This is a genomic window from Ochrobactrum sp. AP1BH01-1 (assembly GCF_018066705.1).
Lineage (GTDB): Bacteria > Pseudomonadota > Alphaproteobacteria > Rhizobiales > Rhizobiaceae > Brucella.
Genome location: NZ_JAGPOU010000001.1, coordinates 775,864 through 791,417 on the forward strand (window position 1 = coordinate 775,864; position 15,554 = coordinate 791,417).

The following is a 15,554-nucleotide window of genomic DNA, read 5'->3' on the forward strand; positions in this document are numbered from 1 at the left end:
AACGCGGCACAAACGATCAGCGCGACCTCGCGCGGCTGGAAACGAGCGGTCATGGACCGATCCGCCGAAGCGGCTCCCTGCCATGCATCTTGCGAAAATCGTCGCGCAGCTCGGCCAGCTTTTCCCAGCCGGTGACCTGCCAGCGTCCATCAAACCGCTTGATGGCAAAGCGATTGCCCTTGCGCCGAACCTCGACGCCAAACCCAAGCAGTTCATATTGCGTGGCATCAAAACTGGATCTGGCACCGGATTCGAAGCGACGAGGCCCGCCATTTGCAGCCAACCATTGCTCTACGAGTGAGGAAACAGCGGTCATTTTCCTGCCTCCAGACGCAGCAATACGTCCTCCAGCGCTCGGATCGCCTCGCGTACTTCCTTGGTGATTTCCCGCTTTTCACCCGCGTCAATGCGTCCATCTTCCAGCGCCGTAACGATGGATTTCGAAACGTCCATCGTCTCGGACATGACGCGGTGTGCATCCATTTCCGTGAGGGGCACATTGTCGGGGGCTTTCATAGCCCCGGATGTTGCCGGGACAAGTTCATATCCGAGCAATCCGGCTGCGGCCTTTATGATCGTCGGTGTTTTCGCACGCCGGTCGACCTCGACCGCGACATCAATCGGCATGAAGCTGTCGGCATGTTCTTCGCCAAACGATGCGTACTTGGAAAGCGTCGACACGCCGACACGGGTAAAGGGCACGATGCAGGAAATGCCGCCCGACAGCATGTATGCGCCATCGGTAGCAGACTTGAGGGAACGCTGTTCTTGCTCGGAAATTGTGCGCACGGAAACACCCCTGAAAATTTCAAGGAAAAAAGTTCGTCAAAGGATTCGATGAAGTTGGTCAGCCCAGCCGGTACGACTGAGAAATCAGATTAACCAGGTGGCCCACAGGCTGAGGAAACGACCGATGAAGTCATTACACCGCACTCCCCAGAACAGAGGATGCCGGGGCGCGTCCGGCGTCGTCCTTACGGCGCGCCCCGACATTTACGCCCGATGGGAGGATATCAGGCGATTTCGAAACATCGGGGAGCACAGCAGAAGTATGAAATGCTGCACCCCCCTCACCGCCCGAGCCGGAGAAGTCGGGCGATTGGAAACTGGTTGCAGGAGCGGGATTCGAACCCGCGACCTGTTGGGTATGAACCAACTGAGCTACCGCTGCTCTATCCTGCGACAAAGAAGCTGGAGCGTCCGAGGGCGGCAGGGACGCTCCAGCATCGCCCGCAGAGGAACATGCGGGCGATACGAGAGGCGGACCAAAAACATCAGGGCGTAAAAGGTGACGGGAGATACCCGTCAGGCGCTCTACTTCCAATACGCGCTCCGGCGGCACGACAAACCACTGGTTTACCGCTTGAGGTGTAATGCGAAGCGCACGTGCCAATGAGCTGGCACCTTCTGCCCGTTCTTTAGCGGCCTCTAGGGCCTGATGCATTTCGTTTTTGTCAGCCATGCTGATTTTTAAAGCATAGCTTTCATTGCAATGCAAGGAATTCTTAAATGGACGAAATTATCCACATTGAGTCACATCCCAATATGGATGAGACACAACTCGCTCTGAAAATCGGAACGGCTTTGCGGACTGCTAGAAAGCAGCGCGGCCTTGTCATGCGCGACATCGCACAGGCTGCGGGCGTGAGCACAGGTGCCGTGGGCAACTGGGAACGCGGCGCAAATGTCATGTCGATGGAAAACTTGCAGGCCGTGGCGAGCTATCTTGAGATTGACCCCATCGCACTTAGCAAAGGCGATGTGAAATTCTTATCCGAGACGCAGCCGGTCTCGGATGCTGAAATAATCTCGGATGCTGGCCACATTGACACCGGCCCACTTGATGTAGAGATCCTTGGCGTTGCAGTCGGCGGCGACGACGGTGACTTCACTCTTAATGGAGAAGTCTCTGGATACGCACGTCGCCCAGCAGGGATCGCGCACCTTAGAAAAGTATTTGCACTTCATGTTCTTAGCGACAGCATGGTTCCCCGGTATGAACCCGGAGAACTGCTATATTGCGGCGGACGTGACGCCGTTTCTGGAGACGATGTAGTCATCGAAATGTTTCCAGAGCAAGGCGAAACCGTCGGCAAAGCATACATCAAAAGACTAGTGAAACGCTCGAAAACCGAAATTGTCTGCAAGCAGTACAACCCTGCAAAAGAACTTATCTTCGATCCATACGCCATCAAGAATATGTGGCGCGTGATACCTACGCGCGAGCTTCTCGGCTATTGATTGCATAAGCTTCTGCATAAATTCGAGCAGTTGAACTGACGTACGTTGGGTTCAGGCTAATGTTGCGCCCTGGCAACCCTTCATCCCGGCAACCAGCACAAAATAACTTTAGTCCCAACTGACGAATCGTCGTTTTGGGACCTATGCCAACACGATACAAATCGTGAGGCTTACGCCATCTGATACGCCCGCAATCTGCACACTCGATCTCAATTACCGACGTAGATCCTACGGTTGGCTCCTGCACACAAGACATTCCACAAACCACCCTGTTCTAATTTTGTTCTCACTATTGATTCTTTTTTCCGCCTTGTCGAATCGATTCTCACTTTTATAATTTTAAAGTATTGCTTGCATTTTGTTAAAAGCGGTGCTTTATTTTTGCCATCCGATCTGAACCAGCTCAGACGTCGAAAGGATGGAAACCATGATCCAGTATCAATCAGCACCAATTACCACTGCAGCTCCTAGCTGCACCCAGAACATCATCGGCAAACTTGCCGATGCGATGCGGGAAATGGCTTTTTCCGGCCAGAACGTCACACCTGAAACGCTGGAAAGCCACGGGTTTACCCGTGAGGTTGTAGAGCGCTATGGCGCCCGCGCCACCGCCCTCGCCCGCCGCCGCTCAATCCGCAGGATCGAACGCTACATCTAAGTAGCGCCGGTCCTTCCAGATCGTGGAGGGTGGCATGGTAAAAAACAGCTCAGCTAAAAACGAGACGGTAAAGCCCGAAGCAAAACAGGCCGATGCCGACAAGGCTAAGTGTCGTTCCGACAATCGTGAACCTGTGCGGGTTGCCCGTGATGGTGCCGACTGGCCTTCCAAAGTCATCGGAGTAGATCGACTGCTGTATCTGACGATTCCGCATTTGTCCTACGCCATACAGGATCATGCCAAGGGCAATCAAAAAGGCGTTCTTATCGCTTGCGACAATGGATGGAACGCCCATCGCAACCCCAGCCACGACAAGCGCTATAGCCCATTGCGCATGATCGCGCAGTTCTTTGGCATCCATAAACAACAGCCCGCCTTTGCAGAAATCCAAGTCCGGTTTCATTTGCAGTCAGATGGATCGTTTTGGCAAGAGGCGATCCTGCCGCCTGGATGGGTAGTGGTGGAGACGTGTTCAGGTAACGACGAGGCGTCATCATGAACGATTACCCGAAAGATTCCGCTATCCGGAACGACCCTACGCTGATCGGCCAGATGGCCTATGAAGCATCGCTCGCAGCCTGCCCCCAATATCAGAACGGCGACCCGCGACCATCATGGGCGCAACTCAGCGAGGCTGCACAGTGGTCTTGGTCGCGCTCGAAACAGCTTCCGTAAGGACCAACGCCACACGGAAAGGATTGTGACATGGCAGAGCACTTCAATATCAGCCCGCACATGACGGCAGCGGATTTCGATTGCCCGATCCGAAACACTTATCTCGGACAGGCGCATATCGCCGGAACGGGACCGGAAGGGACGACCTGCCGCCAGTGCAAGCACTGGGGAAAGACAAAGTTCATCAAAGATGAACACGGCAACTATGTCGAAAAGTTTGCCCCCCCCAAGCGGAATGGCAAAAAGCACAAGTTATTTCCGGGCGAGCCGAAAGACGCTTACTGCCTCAAACCCATCCTCAACAAAGCAAAGCGAGCCATCCCGCATCGCGCGTTGTCGTGCCGATTTTTCGAGCCGAGCGAGAACCCGATGCCTATTCTCACCGGTAAGGATGCGTAACCATGCAGGATAATCACGAGTTTAAAACCGAGACAGGCGGCTTTCACTTGCCCACGGCATACCAGACCAATGACAGCGACCTGAAATACATGATCGTTCTGTCTACTCTGATTGCGTGCGTCGCCTGCGCAGCCATTCTGGCATCGCGAATTTTCGGCTGATCGACCGAATTTTATGGCCCGTTGGTCAGATCAGGGAGAACGGCAGGCCATAGCGGACGAAACCCGCGATGCCGTTCTCGATACGATCTTCAACCAGTGGCGCGAGATCCGCACATCCGGTGTGTCCGCCGAGGACGCCTTGGACGGCCTGACGGAAGGCCTACTGGCAGCGGTCGCATCGCTCATCACCACAGTAACCGTACCGGAGAGGCGCGAGGCAATGCCGCGATTGGCGGCAAACCGATTGATTCATCAGTTCAAAATCGCCCGCGAGAGGGAATTTAGCCACCATGACCAGCACGACCCAGCTTAAAGACAAGCCATTTATCGCAAGGTTTCGAGCCGACATCCTTTGGATGCTGGAGCCATTTGTCCATTATGGCCGGACACTTGAGGACACCCGAAAGAGCAAGCTCATTGTAGAACCTTGCGCCGTAGGCGGGTGCATGATTATCGCCGTCAATAGCCACGGGATGGCGTTATTCCGCGATCCAGAAGGTAGCTGCTCAACATCAGCAGCAATCAACATTCCGTGCGATGCCTTTCCGGCTTGCGAACCCAATCGCGGCATAAATCTCAAGTACTGTAACAATTCATACGATGTTCCTCTGCCGTCCTGGGCGCAACCGGATGAAGTATGGGTTCACGATTCCGGCATGTTCGTCATGACCAAAATGCGGCACCCTGACTGGGCCGATCAGGATCACGAATTTCAGCCGGTACTGTTTCAACGCACGGCCATGCCGGAGGGGATTCGAGACCTCGATCACGACTACTTTGTCGAAAGCGAAATCGGGCTGAACTGGCGCAAGCCACTTTCACGGCTCGAACAGCAGCGCCCCATAAAAGTTGAGTTGATCAGCATCAACCCCTCTGTGTTGAGCCTGTATGAAAGGATTCACGGTCGCACCACCGAGCAGAGGCAGAAAGGAACACTTTTTCACGTCACGATACTTGGCGATGATGAAAATCGCTGCGACGGCCTCTTGCTGGAAATCGACGAGACGCCGGACTTCTTTGGCGTTTGCATGCCAATGCGCGGCCCGTCTGCCCTCGCCAAAATACCAGATTGGGCAACAAAGCGCGTACACGATGCGCCGGGAGAGCGGCAATGACTCGCGCTCCGATCAACATCAACATCTACGATAGTCATTTTGGCATCTGGCAGGATAACGCCCAGGACCCGACATTTAATGAGGAAGTTTTTCAGCCGATCCTGAAAAGCTTTCAGAAACGAGGATGGCGAGTAACGGCAGATCCGCAGGTCTGCAAGCATCATCGGCGCATTTCCAAAAGCTATCGGATTGCCGCGAAAGGTCAGTTGCGCGCTGAAATCAAGATCTGCGGACGCTGCATTGAACTCGAATTTTGGTCTGAGGCCGCGACACCCGGCACGAACAGAAACGGCCCGCGTTACGAGTTCGATAAGTTGGAGCGTATGCCGTATCTCGACCGTCAGCGCACGCGACTGGAATTTCGTCGCCTGCTAGCTTGGCTTGAAAATCTGGCCCCAGTTTCGGTTTCCTACCGGGACAAGACTGGTCTTTCCCCCATGGAGAGAATCCAGAAGGACTACGCGGAAAGCTGGCATACAGTCAAAGAACTCGGACGCCCTACGTGGAGCGGCGACTACAACCGCAAATCCGCCGATGGTCACTTGCTCGACCAAGGCCAGACTGTCTGGTTTCGAGGTGATTGCGGGCGCTATTTGCGCGGAGCAGCGTATTTCAACATCAACAGTATGTGGTGGGTGACCGCAGGCGGATCTCTGCGCAACAAATCCTCTATCGATCTCTATGCCAGCCAACCTGCTGACCTGCGCTCTAAAGTTCAGCGCCGCACCCGACGCGAACGCTTGGAAGCTGAATTGCGAAAGGCCATCGTCAATCGCAACTATCGGCGGGCAGAGACACTTGATCACATGCTGTTCGATGGGCAGCCCATCTACCTGATCTGGTCGCGGAAGAACGGCGCGTATTACCGCACAAACTACAGCGGCTACTCCAGCTCGAAATCGGGTGCTGGAAAATACACCCGTGCCGAAGCCGAGGCCGAGGTGCGCCGCGTTCCGCACATTCTGGAAGCTCACGGCGACAATGGCGAAATCATCAATTTGGAGAAGCAGCATGAGCATGGCCGAATTGCGCGCCGCCAACGTCGCCCGCGATCAGGAATGGAATACCGGCAGCGAACGTGTGTCGATGACATTTCGCGCTACTGAGCTTGCCGGTGAAGTCGGTGAGGCCTGCAACGTCATCAAGAAGCTGGAACGTGAGCGCATCGGGCTTGTAGGATCCCGCGACACGAAAGAGCATCTTGCCGAGGAACTGGCAGATATTGTCATCTGCACAGACCTTGTCGCGATGGATGCCGGCATTGATCTGGACGTTGCAATTGCCGCCAAGTTCAACGCCACGAGCGAGAAGAACGGACTGGCGACTCGCCTTTCGATTCCCGCACCCGCGACGACACTTCCTTTCGAAGCAACACCAGAAATGGTCAAAGCCGCGCTCGATCTTGTTTGGGAGGAAAGCGAGACACATGACGATCTCGTTAGTCGATTGTGGCGCGCTATGGCAGCAGCTGTGGTAGCGCCCAACCCAAACGGGGCCGATTATGGCTGATGAGTTTTCTGGTCAATCGTTACCCATCACGCGAGAGCGCATTGAACGGGCCATGGACGCGCTTGCTCGGTGGATGGTGCGGCTCGGGCCAGATGGCGTGAAATGCCTCCCTATATATGAACGCCTTGAGCGGGAGCTGGAGGCGCTTTCATCCACGGAAAGCAAAATGGCGGAGATCTTCGCTCGCGCTAAACGATCGAAACAAGCAGCGATGTTATCCAATTAGCGTGGCGCCGTTGCCATTATCCGGCTCGCTCAACTGGGCTTGGAGTAGATCAGCGAGATATGCTTCCATAGGATTGAGATCGAGGTTGCCTGCATGCCAGACGCGGTCCGTTTCGCGTAGGGCCTCGTAATATGGCTGTCGATTCTCTCGAATACGTTCCGGCACTATTTTTTTGCCCGGCAATAATACCCCAGATCTCGCACATAGAAGATAATAACAAACAGCTCGCGCAGTACGTCCGTTGCCTTCAATGAATGGATGAATCCAATTGAGGCGCCACAATCCGTAACCAGCAAGCTGTGTAGGTGTAAGATTGTGCCAGTTCTCATGAATAAATGAAACAAACCTATCCATCAGTTCAGGAACATTGTCAAAATGCGGAGGAATATGGTTGCCAACGTATATTGGCTCTTCTCTGAATCTGCCGCCGAACTGAGAAATACCGGCCACTGCAGCATGATTAAGCGCCCAAAGCATATACTTATCGAAAGCCTGCGGACCCTGCGCAATGCCTATTTCAATGAAATTTGTTAGGAGATCATATTGGCGAAGCAGATTCTTCTCAAGCAACGCTTCGTACAGGTCGGGATTTTGGTTTTCAGTAACTAACATGGCCCCTCCGAACATGCCAAAGCCTGCCCGTGAGGGCAGGCTTCAATAAAGCGCCTTATTTAAGCGTGTACGAGACGTACACTCTTAGACGCAATCCGCGCCGACTCTTTAGTAATTCTGGATCCGACTGGCGCATTGCCATAAGCAAAGCTAGCTCGTTGCTCCATCAGCTGTTCGTCTGTAACACCGTGCTGACGCGCATGCTCTAAGAGTCTATCCAGTTCCGGTCTCTGAGGAGCCGGTGTAATAACTGATTTACGCACAGCCATATTCTATCTCCCGTCTGATTTTAGTGAACGCACAAAGCAGTTAACACTCTCTTACTGTGAACAAGAGAATCCGCCTTTTTACGATTGGCGGTGCCATACAACGCCATACGTCAAAGCGCAATCACAGATGAAGAGTAATTGCTTTGCCCGACACCTGCCAAGTCATATAGTCATTAAAAGTGTCATTTTTTATATCGAGTGTGAAAATGACACACTTAAATGATCGAAGCATCAAACGGCAGGGCAATCTTCAGCAGCTCAGTATGTCGCCACTCCAGAGAACCGCCCTCCCCATAATTAGGCCGGTCGATGGTGTGCCCCATCAACGACCGGCGCAGTTCTGCATCCAGACCAGCTTCTTTCATCCGATCTTCGAACGCATGACGAAACGAATAGATCTTGTGCTTGTCGGTTGGAAACAGCCCGTTGTTTTTGAAGAACTTGTTCAGTGTGTTCGACATATGGGTTTCTTTATGCCGGTAACGGGGAAATCCCCCACCGTGCTTTTTAAACACTTCAACAGCGATACCAACGAGCGGAATAATTCGCTTGGATGATTCTGTTTTGATTTCCCGCTTACCCTCGCCATCTTCGATAGCTGTTACCTCTATGTAAGGCAGCTTATCGTTCGCGTGGATATGCTCAGGAAGAAGGTTGCAGATCTCGCTGGGGCGCGCGCCTGTCTCTATCATAGCGAGAACAACGCCTCTCGCTTCATCATTCAGGCCAGCCAAGGCACCCTTTTTGAGAATGCTATCTTTGATCCATGTGGCACTAAACGGCGGTCGGGATCTCTTCTTCTCGATAAAACCGAGATCCGCGAAAGGGTTTTCGCGGTTTTTGTCACCTATGTGCGTGAAGTAGCGACCGTAGATAATTTTCAGATCCGACAGGATCCGGTTGCCAGCCGTCGCTGTGTGCGTGGCTTCACCCTTATCAGGGGCGATCCGCTTCAACCAGAAATTATAGACCTTCAACGCATCAGCACGAGTTATCTCATCAATGTGCTTATCTTCATTCAACTCGACAAAATAATTCACCGCCGACTGCTTCTGCTGCACCCATTTGCGGCGCTGCGCCTCGCTCTTGTCGCGTAGCTGGTCGGCTGCAATCTGAGTGCGATAGATTTTGAACGCCTGATTGATTGTGACCTTTGGCGCATCGACGGTTCCCAGAATAGCAGCAGCCTGCATAACCGGTGCACTTGGCGCAAGGATGGTTTCAATGCGCTTGAGGATCTTATCCAGCGGCTCGGAAGCGATTTCCTTTGCTGTGTGAAAGGTGAAACCGAGCGCCTCGACGCGCTTAACAGCAGCGTCATATTTCGCTCTGGCTTCATCCTTGTCGCCGCCCATGATGAGCGAGGCCCACAGCTCACCATCCGCCTTTTCCAGCAGATCTCGTTTGGAGCGCGCAACAACCAGATCGGTCGTTTGCAGAGACTGTTTGATGATGGGAGAGCGTGAATCGAGCGTCCCTATGTTTCCGGGAACGCGACGGCGGTAATAGTAAATGCCCCTGATTTTGGTCAGATGGCGGTCTGCACTGCTATCGTCAATTCTGCGCCCCATAAGCAGCTCCACATAGGCAATCCGGAGATTTGTGCACCCATAAGTGCTCCCGTTTGTGTCCGCATATGTAGCCAAATTTTCCGCAAGCAACAATAGCCCTACAGCGCGATTGTCATTTCTCGCTGTAAATTCAATATCTTATAGTAATGGCCTGAAAGTGAAATTGGTACGGTCGGTTGGAGTTGAACCAACGACCTCAGGAGCCACAATCCTGCGCTCTAACCAACTGAGCTACGACCGCGTACCTTTGTGCCGACTGCGTGACGCTCTGGCGTCGCCGACAGGGGGTCACATACGGAGAATCGATCCATATTGCAAGTGATTATAACTCTATTTTTTGAGAAATTCCCAATTGCGGGATTCTATATCAAATCCTGCTGATAAAGGTCACGGGCTGGTAACCATTATAGGTGACCGGCTGTGCACAACCGGGATATTGGCCCGGGCCTGTAAAATTGCCTTTCCCGTATTAACTAATGAAACAGAAAATGCGGACCATACCCAATGGCAATGTGGACCCGCGCCCACAAGAGGCTTATTAACAGGGCGTTAACAAGCACTGCGGGCGGTCGAAAGAACAGGTAAGGACTGGTATGTCAGGATCATACCCCTTCATCGATATTGCCGCGCTGGATTCTATCCGCGAGGGCTTTGCAAAGGGCGATGCGCAGCTCGTGCTGACGCACGACCTGTCGGCAGTGCTTTGGGTCAATGGCCCCGGTGCGAAGCTTTTCGGCTTCGATCGCGTGGAAGATCTGATCGGCCGCAGCCTCGATCTACCTGTCGCGACCCGTCGGCAGATTGCCTCATCGACCAGCAATGCGGACGGTGAAACCCGAACCATTTCCATTCGCCTCGGCGGCGGACTGCGATCCGACCTTACCCGTTTCAGCGTTTCGCATATCACGCTACCCGACGGCGTGTCGGGGCTGCTGCTGACTGCCGATGGCAAGAACGCCGAAGCGGAAGCAATTATTTCCGGCCTCAGCGATGACAGCACGCATATTGCATTGATCGACGCAGACAGCAGGGTAGTTGCTGCAAGCCCGCATTTTAACGCGCTTGAAATTTCTTCCGCGACATTGGAAGACCTCGTTGTCGAGGCCGCAGATGCGACGGACCGTATCGTCAAGCGCCGCATTCGCGCCGGGAAACACTCCGTGCCGGGGGCGATCGCGCGGTTGACCGACACGCCTCCCATGCATCTTCTCTGTATCGTCGGCGATGCGCCCGTGACCGCACAGGCAGCACCCGCAGCTCTGCCGGGCGAGGCTGAGGAAATACTGGAAGAGATGCTCCCCGAGCCTGCGGAGAACGCAACGACCGGGACGCTCGAAGAAGCTTCCGCCGATCAGCCGAAGCCCCGCGATTTTGTGTTCGATCAGGATGCGCCGCCCGCGCGCTTCATCTGGAAGGTCGGACCGGATGGCGCATTCAGCGAAGTATCTCCCGATCTTGCCGCGACGATCGGGCCGAATGCAGCCGATGTCGTCGGACGCCGCTTTGCCGACGTCGCCAATGTCTTTGGCTTCGATCCGGATGGCAGCATTGCGGCCCTCCTCGACAAGCGCGATACATGGTCGGGAAAACGGTTGATGTGGCCGGTCGAAGGCACGGACCTTCGCGTGCCGGTGGAGCTTGCCGCCCTGCCCGTCTATTCCCGTGACCGGGAGTTTACCGGCTTTCGCGGCTTTGGGGTGGTACGCCCGGCAGATGCCGAAAAAGACCCTGAACAAATCGGTCTGGTGCTTGCGGGCGGCATTCCGCAGATGCGCAAGCCCGTCAGCGAGACCGTTGAAACGGCGGCGCCTGTCGAAGACGACGATGTGCTGGCGCTCAGCGAGGAAGTTGCCAACGACGACCGGCCTGTCGCCACGCTGCCCAAGCCGCCGCTCGATATTGCGCCGACGCCTGGCCGTCGCGAATCCGACAAGGTCATCAGTCTGCTAAACGCCTGCGCACAGGAAAAAGTGGCGGCGGATCAGGCGCGCATTCTGAAGGAACGGGAGCGCGAAGAGCGTCCCGAAGGCGGGCTGACCAAAACCGAACGCAACGCCTTTCGCGAAATCGCCGACCGCCTGCGCAAGCAGGGTCTCGCCAGTTCACGCACGACAAGCGAAGCGAGCGCAATATCGGAAGAGGTTGTCGCAGACAGCCCGCAACCGGTCGCCGTTGAAGAAGCGGCACCTATTACCTCCAGCCCCGCCCTTGGCGATGAAACCGCCCTCCTGGCCAATCTGCCTGTACCGGTCATCATCCATTCGGGCGACACTATTCATTACGTCAATCAGGCCCTGCTCGATCTGACCGGTTATGAATCGCTCGATGATATTCGCGGCGCGGGTGGCGTTGACGTGCTGTTCAACAGCGAAAGCGACGACGGTGAGACGCGGCAGGGCATGGTGCTGCGCCGCGCGGACGGCAGCGAAGAGCCGGTCGATGCGCACCTGAACGCCATTTCCTGGCGTGAGGGCCGCGCACTCATGCTGAGCCTGATGCCCGTCGCGGCAGCACCGGCGAAGGTTGAAACCGTCGCGGCAGAAGCGCCGGTCGCGATGGATACGGACGACGAGAAGCAGGCGCTTGCCGATCACGTCGAGGAACTGAAGACCATTCTCGACACGGCAACGGACGGCGTTGTCCTCATCGACCCGGAAGGCCGCATCCGTTCCATGAACCATTCGGCCTCGGCCCTGTTCGGCTATGAACGCGACGAGACGGAAGGCAAGTTCTTCTCGATGCTGTTCGCCATTGAAAGCCAGCGCGCTGCGATGGACTATCTGCACGGTCTTTCCGGCAACGGGGTTCTGAGTGTCCTCAATGACGGGCGCGAAGTCATTGGCCGCGAAGCCAAGGGCGGGTTCATTCCGCTGTTCATGACCATCGGCAAACTGCCGCACACGCGCGGTTTCTGCGCCGTGCTGCGCGACATCACGCAGTGGAAGCGCACCGAGGAAGAACTGACCAATGCGCGCAAGGAGGCCGAACGCGCCTCAAGCCAGAAGACCGAGTTTCTGGCGCGTATCAGCCACGAAATCCGTACGCCGCTCAACGCCATCATCGGCTTTTCCGAGCTGATGGCCGATGAGAAATTCGGCCCCATCGGCAACGACCGTTATCGGGACTATCTGCGCGACATCAATCGTTCCGGCAATCACGTGCTGGCGTTGGTCAACGACCTGCTTGATATCTCCAAGATCGAAGCCGGCGCCCTCGACATGCAGTTTGAGGCGGTCTCGCTCAACGATGCCATTGCTGAAGCCATCGCGCTGATGCAGCCGCAGGCCAACCGCGAGCGCGTCATCATCCGCTCCAGCTTCCAGTCCAACCTCCCCGACATTGTTGCCGATGCGCGGTCGATCAAGCAGGTCGCTCTGAACCTTCTGTCCAACGCGGTGCGCTTCACCGCGCCGGGGGGGCAGGTGATTGTCTCGACAAGCTACGAATTGAGCGGCGATGTCGTGATGCGGGTGCGCGATACCGGTATCGGCATGACCAAATCCGAGGTCGAACAGGCACTGAAGCCATTCCGGCAGGTCAACGCGCTTGAGCGCCGCAAGGCCGAAAGCGCCAAGGACTGGCGCAGCGAAGGCACCGGGCTGGGCCTGCCGCTGACAAAAGCCATGGTGGAAGCCAATCGTGCGCAATTTGCCATCGATTCCACTCCGGGACATGGAACGGTGGTCGAGATCGCCTTTCCGCCAACCCGCGTACTGGCTGACTGAACCTTCTCCGGGATTCCGATGCCCTTGCGCGGGCAAAAAAAAGCGCCGGGACAAACCGGCGCCATCACAATCTCAGAGACAAAGGACACAAAAGCAATTCGCAACGGAGCACCGGAAACGGCAGCTCGATCATCACTCAGTGTTGCATCCCTTATCGCGTGAAGCCGGTTAATGATGCCTTAAATTCTTCGTTTCGGGTTTACGTCTTGGTAGTCTCTGTAAAATCAGGGTTAATTTCCGCTCAGCAATTGATTAACCATTCGGCGTTTCCCGTCCGCTTCGCTCGGGAAAAATGAACAGAAGTGCGTTCTATCCCTTTGTTTTGGCCGCATTTATGCAGCATCCCATCTTTCCATTTGACTGAAAAATACTCTAGTTTACACCATAGCCTTGTTTCACTGATTGGATGGTTGATGCGCTGGCCCCGATTTACGCGCCTCATAATTGCGCTCGTCATTCTCTGCGCCGCGGCTGCAGCAACCTTGCTGGCTGTGGTGCCCTTCATCGTCTCCACCGATGCCATCCGCATCCGCGTTGCACAGGAAATCAGCGCCTGGACCGGCTATAGCGTCGAACTCAGGCAGGCTCCCCGCCTGAAAGTATTCCCTGTCCTGCGCGCATCCCTGAACGGCGTGACGCTCAGCAAGCTCACCGATCAGGGCCAGAAACCGCTCATGAGCGCAGACCGCATCGATGTGGAGCTTTCGCCGCTTGATGCCATCATGGGACATATCTCGTTTTCGGAAACGCAGATCGTCCGGCCGCATGTAAACCTCGACGGGCCGGTTTCGAATTTCTCGCAACTCCTCGATGCCATCGCCAATTCCAACGGACGGCTCGGCACCGCGATCCGGGCACAGCGTGCTTTGCAGCAAAGCGGTTCCAACGACAATGCACTGGCCGCGCAACAGGCCTCGCAGCCCTTTGGACGCGTCGTGGTTCGCGACGGGACGGTTGCATTCAACAGGCCGGGCAGCGAACCGGAAATCACCAATGACGAGCAGATAACCAACGTCAACGCCACGTTGGAATGGCCGCGCACATCCAGCGCGGCGACGCTTAAGGGCAGCGCCAAATGGCGTGACGAGAATTCGCAGTTCAGCCTGACCGCTGCGCAAGCGCTGCCGCTTCTGGCAGGCGGCACGTCCGACGTAACTGCAAGCTTGACCGCTAATCCGTTGAGCCTGACCTTTCAGGGCAAGGCGAATATTTCCAAGGATCGCTTTTTCGAAGGCGCGCTGACGGCAAAAACGCCGTCGCTCAGCGGCGCAGTGCGCTGGCTCAGCCTTCCGCCCGTCGCGGGCAGTGCCGAGATCGGCGCATTTTCGCTGGAATCCACCATCACCGCGACACCGAAACGGCTCAAATTTGCTGACGTGGAGATGACTTCCAACGACAGCCCGGCCAAGGGCGTGATCGAAATCGGTCTGGAGCAGGCTCAACCAGCGGTGACGGGGACGCTGGCTTTTGACAAACTCGACCTTCGCCGCCTGTTTTCCGCCTTCATCCCGCTTCCCGACAGCGGGGCGCGCTCGCCAAGCGAGCGCGACAATCCCGACCGGGAACTGGTCGACACGAGCTTCATTGATCGCGCGGAAGTCGATCTTCGTCTTTCCGCGCAGAGCGCCACGGCAGGCCCTGTCAACATGACGGGCGTCGCCGCCGCCGTGCAAATACGTGGTGGCCGCGCCATATTCGATATTGGCGATGCAAAGGCCTTCAACGGCATCATGCAGGCCAATGTGCAGATCGTACGCGACCTGAAAAGTGCGAGCGGCGAGTTGCGCTTCAACGCTTCGGATATAGACAGCACGCAGTTCTTCACTGCACTGGGTTTCGAGAAGCCCTTCGTGAGCGGCAAGGGCAATGTTTCCCTGTTCGTGAAAGGCCCCGCCAATCGCTGGTCCGGTCTTCTGACCAATGCGCAGGGCAACGTATCCATCCAGCTCAACAATGGACAGATGCAGGGCTTCGCCGTGCAGGATTTTCTCTCCAAGGCGCAAAGCCAGCGTTTTTTCGCGCTTGAACGCAAGGAGAATGTCGCCCTCGCCTTCAATCGTCTCGATGTGAAAGCCAATCTTTCCGACGGCGTGGCGACACTTGAAAATGCGCGCATAGACACGTCCGACGGGACGCTGACACTGGCAGGCATCGTGCCTTTCATTGATCGCAGTCTGGCGTTGAGCGGCGAAGTCGTCTTCCCGAACAGCCAGCCGCAACCGCAACAGCAGCAGGAAGGCGGCACCGATGGCCAGAACGGCCAGCCGCCTGCCGAAGCCCCGTCCGCCAAGCCGCCGCTCAATTTCTTCGTCGGCGGTTCGTGGGACCGACCATTCATTTCGCCGTCTTCAATGGGAACCGGGCAGTAGTCCAGTCCCCTGCAAGGCGGGAGC

General features: G+C 55.8%; 16 protein-coding genes, 2 tRNA genes and 1 pseudogene. 12 read left to right on the forward strand and 7 right to left on the reverse strand.

Annotation, left to right across the window (positions count from 1 at the left end):
• Positions 1-49 precede the first annotated feature (49 nt).
• The 4 genes and pseudogenes from J9800_RS03570 to J9800_RS03585 form a co-directional block, all read right to left on the reverse strand.
• On the reverse strand, positions 50-316 hold the full coding sequence (locus J9800_RS03570; protein ID WP_210845509.1) for a hypothetical protein: 267 nt from the start codon (positions 314-316) through the stop codon (positions 50-52).
• The gene (locus J9800_RS03575) at positions 313-789 is read right to left on the reverse strand and encodes a phage regulatory CII family protein (protein WP_210845511.1); all 477 of its coding nucleotides are present in this window, start codon (positions 787-789) and stop codon (positions 313-315) included. The genes J9800_RS03570 and J9800_RS03575 overlap by 4 nt, the downstream gene beginning before the upstream one ends.
• 318 nt (positions 790-1,107) lie before the next feature.
• Positions 1,108-1,182, reverse strand: a tRNA-Met gene (locus J9800_RS03580).
• Between the two features lie 136 nt (positions 1,183-1,318).
• Positions 1,319-1,462, reverse strand: a pseudogene (locus J9800_RS03585) (transcriptional regulator); the annotation flags it as partial.
• Positions 1,463-1,545: 83 nt separating this feature from the next.
• Between J9800_RS03585 and J9800_RS03590 the strand changes: the two are divergent.
• The 10 genes from J9800_RS03590 (at position 1,546) to J9800_RS03635 (ending at position 6,758) form a co-directional block, all read left to right on the forward strand.
• A complete protein-coding gene (locus tag J9800_RS03590) occupies positions 1,546-2,241 on the forward strand; it encodes an XRE family transcriptional regulator (RefSeq protein ID WP_162750373.1) in 696 nt (231 codons plus the stop codon).
• 427 nt (positions 2,242-2,668) lie between these two features.
• Positions 2,669-2,899 (forward strand): hypothetical protein, encoded by a 231-nt coding sequence (locus tag J9800_RS03595; RefSeq protein WP_210845512.1) that lies wholly within the window; start codon positions 2,669-2,671, stop codon positions 2,897-2,899.
• Between the two features lie 34 nt (positions 2,900-2,933).
• Complete coding sequence (locus tag J9800_RS03600; protein ID WP_210845514.1) at positions 2,934-3,398, forward strand: hypothetical protein; 465 nt, start codon at positions 2,934-2,936, stop codon at positions 3,396-3,398.
• Complete coding sequence (locus tag J9800_RS03605; protein ID WP_151607626.1) at positions 3,395-3,574, forward strand: hypothetical protein; 180 nt, start codon at positions 3,395-3,397, stop codon at positions 3,572-3,574. The genes J9800_RS03600 and J9800_RS03605 overlap by 4 nt, the downstream gene beginning before the upstream one ends.
• 30 nt (positions 3,575-3,604) lie before the next feature.
• Complete coding sequence (locus tag J9800_RS03610) at positions 3,605-3,973, forward strand: hypothetical protein (RefSeq protein ID WP_210845516.1); 369 nt, start codon at positions 3,605-3,607, stop codon at positions 3,971-3,973.
• 2 nt (positions 3,974-3,975) lie between these two features.
• Positions 3,976-4,134 carry a hypothetical protein gene (locus tag J9800_RS03615; RefSeq protein WP_210845518.1) on the forward strand — a complete coding sequence of 53 codons (159 nt, stop codon included), beginning with the start codon at positions 3,976-3,978 and terminating at the stop codon, positions 4,132-4,134.
• Positions 4,135-4,147: 13 nt separating this feature from the next.
• The gene (locus J9800_RS03620; protein WP_210845520.1) at positions 4,148-4,447 is read left to right on the forward strand and encodes a hypothetical protein; all 300 of its coding nucleotides are present in this window, start codon (positions 4,148-4,150) and stop codon (positions 4,445-4,447) included.
• Positions 4,425-5,249, forward strand: a complete 825-nt coding sequence (locus J9800_RS03625; RefSeq protein ID WP_210845522.1) for a hypothetical protein — start codon at positions 4,425-4,427, stop codon at positions 5,247-5,249. Before J9800_RS03620 ends, J9800_RS03625 begins: the two co-directional genes overlap by 23 nt.
• A complete protein-coding gene (locus tag J9800_RS03630) occupies positions 5,246-6,355 on the forward strand; it encodes a hypothetical protein (RefSeq protein WP_210845523.1) in 1,110 nt (369 codons plus the stop codon). Before J9800_RS03625 ends, J9800_RS03630 begins: the two co-directional genes overlap by 4 nt.
• Entirely contained in the window at positions 6,261-6,758 is a 498-nt protein-coding gene (locus J9800_RS03635; protein ID WP_210845525.1) for a MazG-like family protein, read from the forward strand. Before J9800_RS03630 ends, J9800_RS03635 begins: the two co-directional genes overlap by 95 nt.
• 214 nt (positions 6,759-6,972) lie before the next feature.
• On the opposite strand, the gene J9800_RS03640 is transcribed toward J9800_RS03635, so the two are convergent.
• The 3 genes from J9800_RS03640 to J9800_RS03650 all read right to left on the reverse strand — a co-directional run bounded on the left by J9800_RS03640 (position 6,973) and on the right by J9800_RS03650 (position 9,677).
• Positions 6,973-7,596 carry a Fic family protein gene (locus J9800_RS03640; RefSeq protein WP_210845527.1) on the reverse strand — a complete coding sequence of 208 codons (624 nt, stop codon included), beginning with the start codon at positions 7,594-7,596 and terminating at the stop codon, positions 6,973-6,975.
• A 484-nt stretch (positions 7,597-8,080) separates the two neighbouring features.
• Complete coding sequence (locus J9800_RS03645; protein ID WP_210845530.1) at positions 8,081-9,436, reverse strand: DUF6538 domain-containing protein; 1,356 nt, start codon at positions 9,434-9,436, stop codon at positions 8,081-8,083.
• A gap of 164 nt (positions 9,437-9,600) precedes the next feature.
• A tRNA-His gene (locus J9800_RS03650) sits at positions 9,601-9,677 on the reverse strand.
• Between the two features lie 352 nt (positions 9,678-10,029).
• Between J9800_RS03650 and pdhS the strand changes: the two genes are divergently transcribed.
• Positions 10,030-13,161 (forward strand): cell-division control histidine kinase PdhS, encoded by a 3,132-nt coding sequence (gene pdhS / locus J9800_RS03655; protein ID WP_114214704.1) that lies wholly within the window; start codon positions 10,030-10,032, stop codon positions 13,159-13,161.
• 413 nt (positions 13,162-13,574) lie between these two features.
• Positions 13,575-15,530 carry an AsmA family protein gene (locus J9800_RS03660; RefSeq protein WP_114214703.1) on the forward strand — a complete coding sequence of 652 codons (1,956 nt, stop codon included), beginning with the start codon at positions 13,575-13,577 and terminating at the stop codon, positions 15,528-15,530.
• Positions 15,531-15,554: the final 24 nt, after the last annotated feature.

Excerpts from the sequence above, each read along its gene's own strand:
- J9800_RS03645 (WP_210845530.1), bottom strand. The coding sequence starts at position 9,436 with ATGGGGCGCAGAATTGACGATAGCAGTGCAGACCGCCATCTGACCAAA.
- pdhS (WP_114214704.1), top strand. The coding sequence starts at position 10,030 with ATGTCAGGATCATACCCCTTCATCGATATTGCCGCGCTGGATTCTATC.
- J9800_RS03615 (WP_210845518.1), top strand. The coding sequence starts at position 3,976 with ATGCAGGATAATCACGAGTTTAAAACCGAGACAGGCGGCTTTCACTTG.
- J9800_RS03570 (WP_210845509.1), bottom strand. The coding sequence starts at position 316 with ATGACCGCTGTTTCCTCACTCGTAGAGCAATGGTTGGCTGCAAATGGC.
- J9800_RS03595 (WP_210845512.1), top strand. The coding sequence starts at position 2,669 with ATGATCCAGTATCAATCAGCACCAATTACCACTGCAGCTCCTAGCTGC.
- J9800_RS03625 (WP_210845522.1), top strand. The coding sequence starts at position 4,425 with ATGACCAGCACGACCCAGCTTAAAGACAAGCCATTTATCGCAAGGTTT.
- J9800_RS03640 (WP_210845527.1), bottom strand. The coding sequence starts at position 7,596 with ATGTTAGTTACTGAAAACCAAAATCCCGACCTGTACGAAGCGTTGCTT.
- J9800_RS03620 (WP_210845520.1), top strand. The coding sequence starts at position 4,148 with ATGGCCCGTTGGTCAGATCAGGGAGAACGGCAGGCCATAGCGGACGAA.
- J9800_RS03590 (WP_162750373.1), top strand. The coding sequence starts at position 1,546 with ATGGATGAGACACAACTCGCTCTGAAAATCGGAACGGCTTTGCGGACT.
- J9800_RS03660 (WP_114214703.1), top strand. The coding sequence starts at position 13,575 with ATGCGCTGGCCCCGATTTACGCGCCTCATAATTGCGCTCGTCATTCTC.
- J9800_RS03605 (WP_151607626.1), top strand. The coding sequence starts at position 3,395 with ATGAACGATTACCCGAAAGATTCCGCTATCCGGAACGACCCTACGCTG.
- J9800_RS03610 (WP_210845516.1), top strand. The coding sequence starts at position 3,605 with ATGGCAGAGCACTTCAATATCAGCCCGCACATGACGGCAGCGGATTTC.
- J9800_RS03600 (WP_210845514.1), top strand. The coding sequence starts at position 2,934 with ATGGTAAAAAACAGCTCAGCTAAAAACGAGACGGTAAAGCCCGAAGCA.
- J9800_RS03635 (WP_210845525.1), top strand. The coding sequence starts at position 6,261 with ATGAGCATGGCCGAATTGCGCGCCGCCAACGTCGCCCGCGATCAGGAA.
- J9800_RS03630 (WP_210845523.1), top strand. The coding sequence starts at position 5,246 with ATGACTCGCGCTCCGATCAACATCAACATCTACGATAGTCATTTTGGC.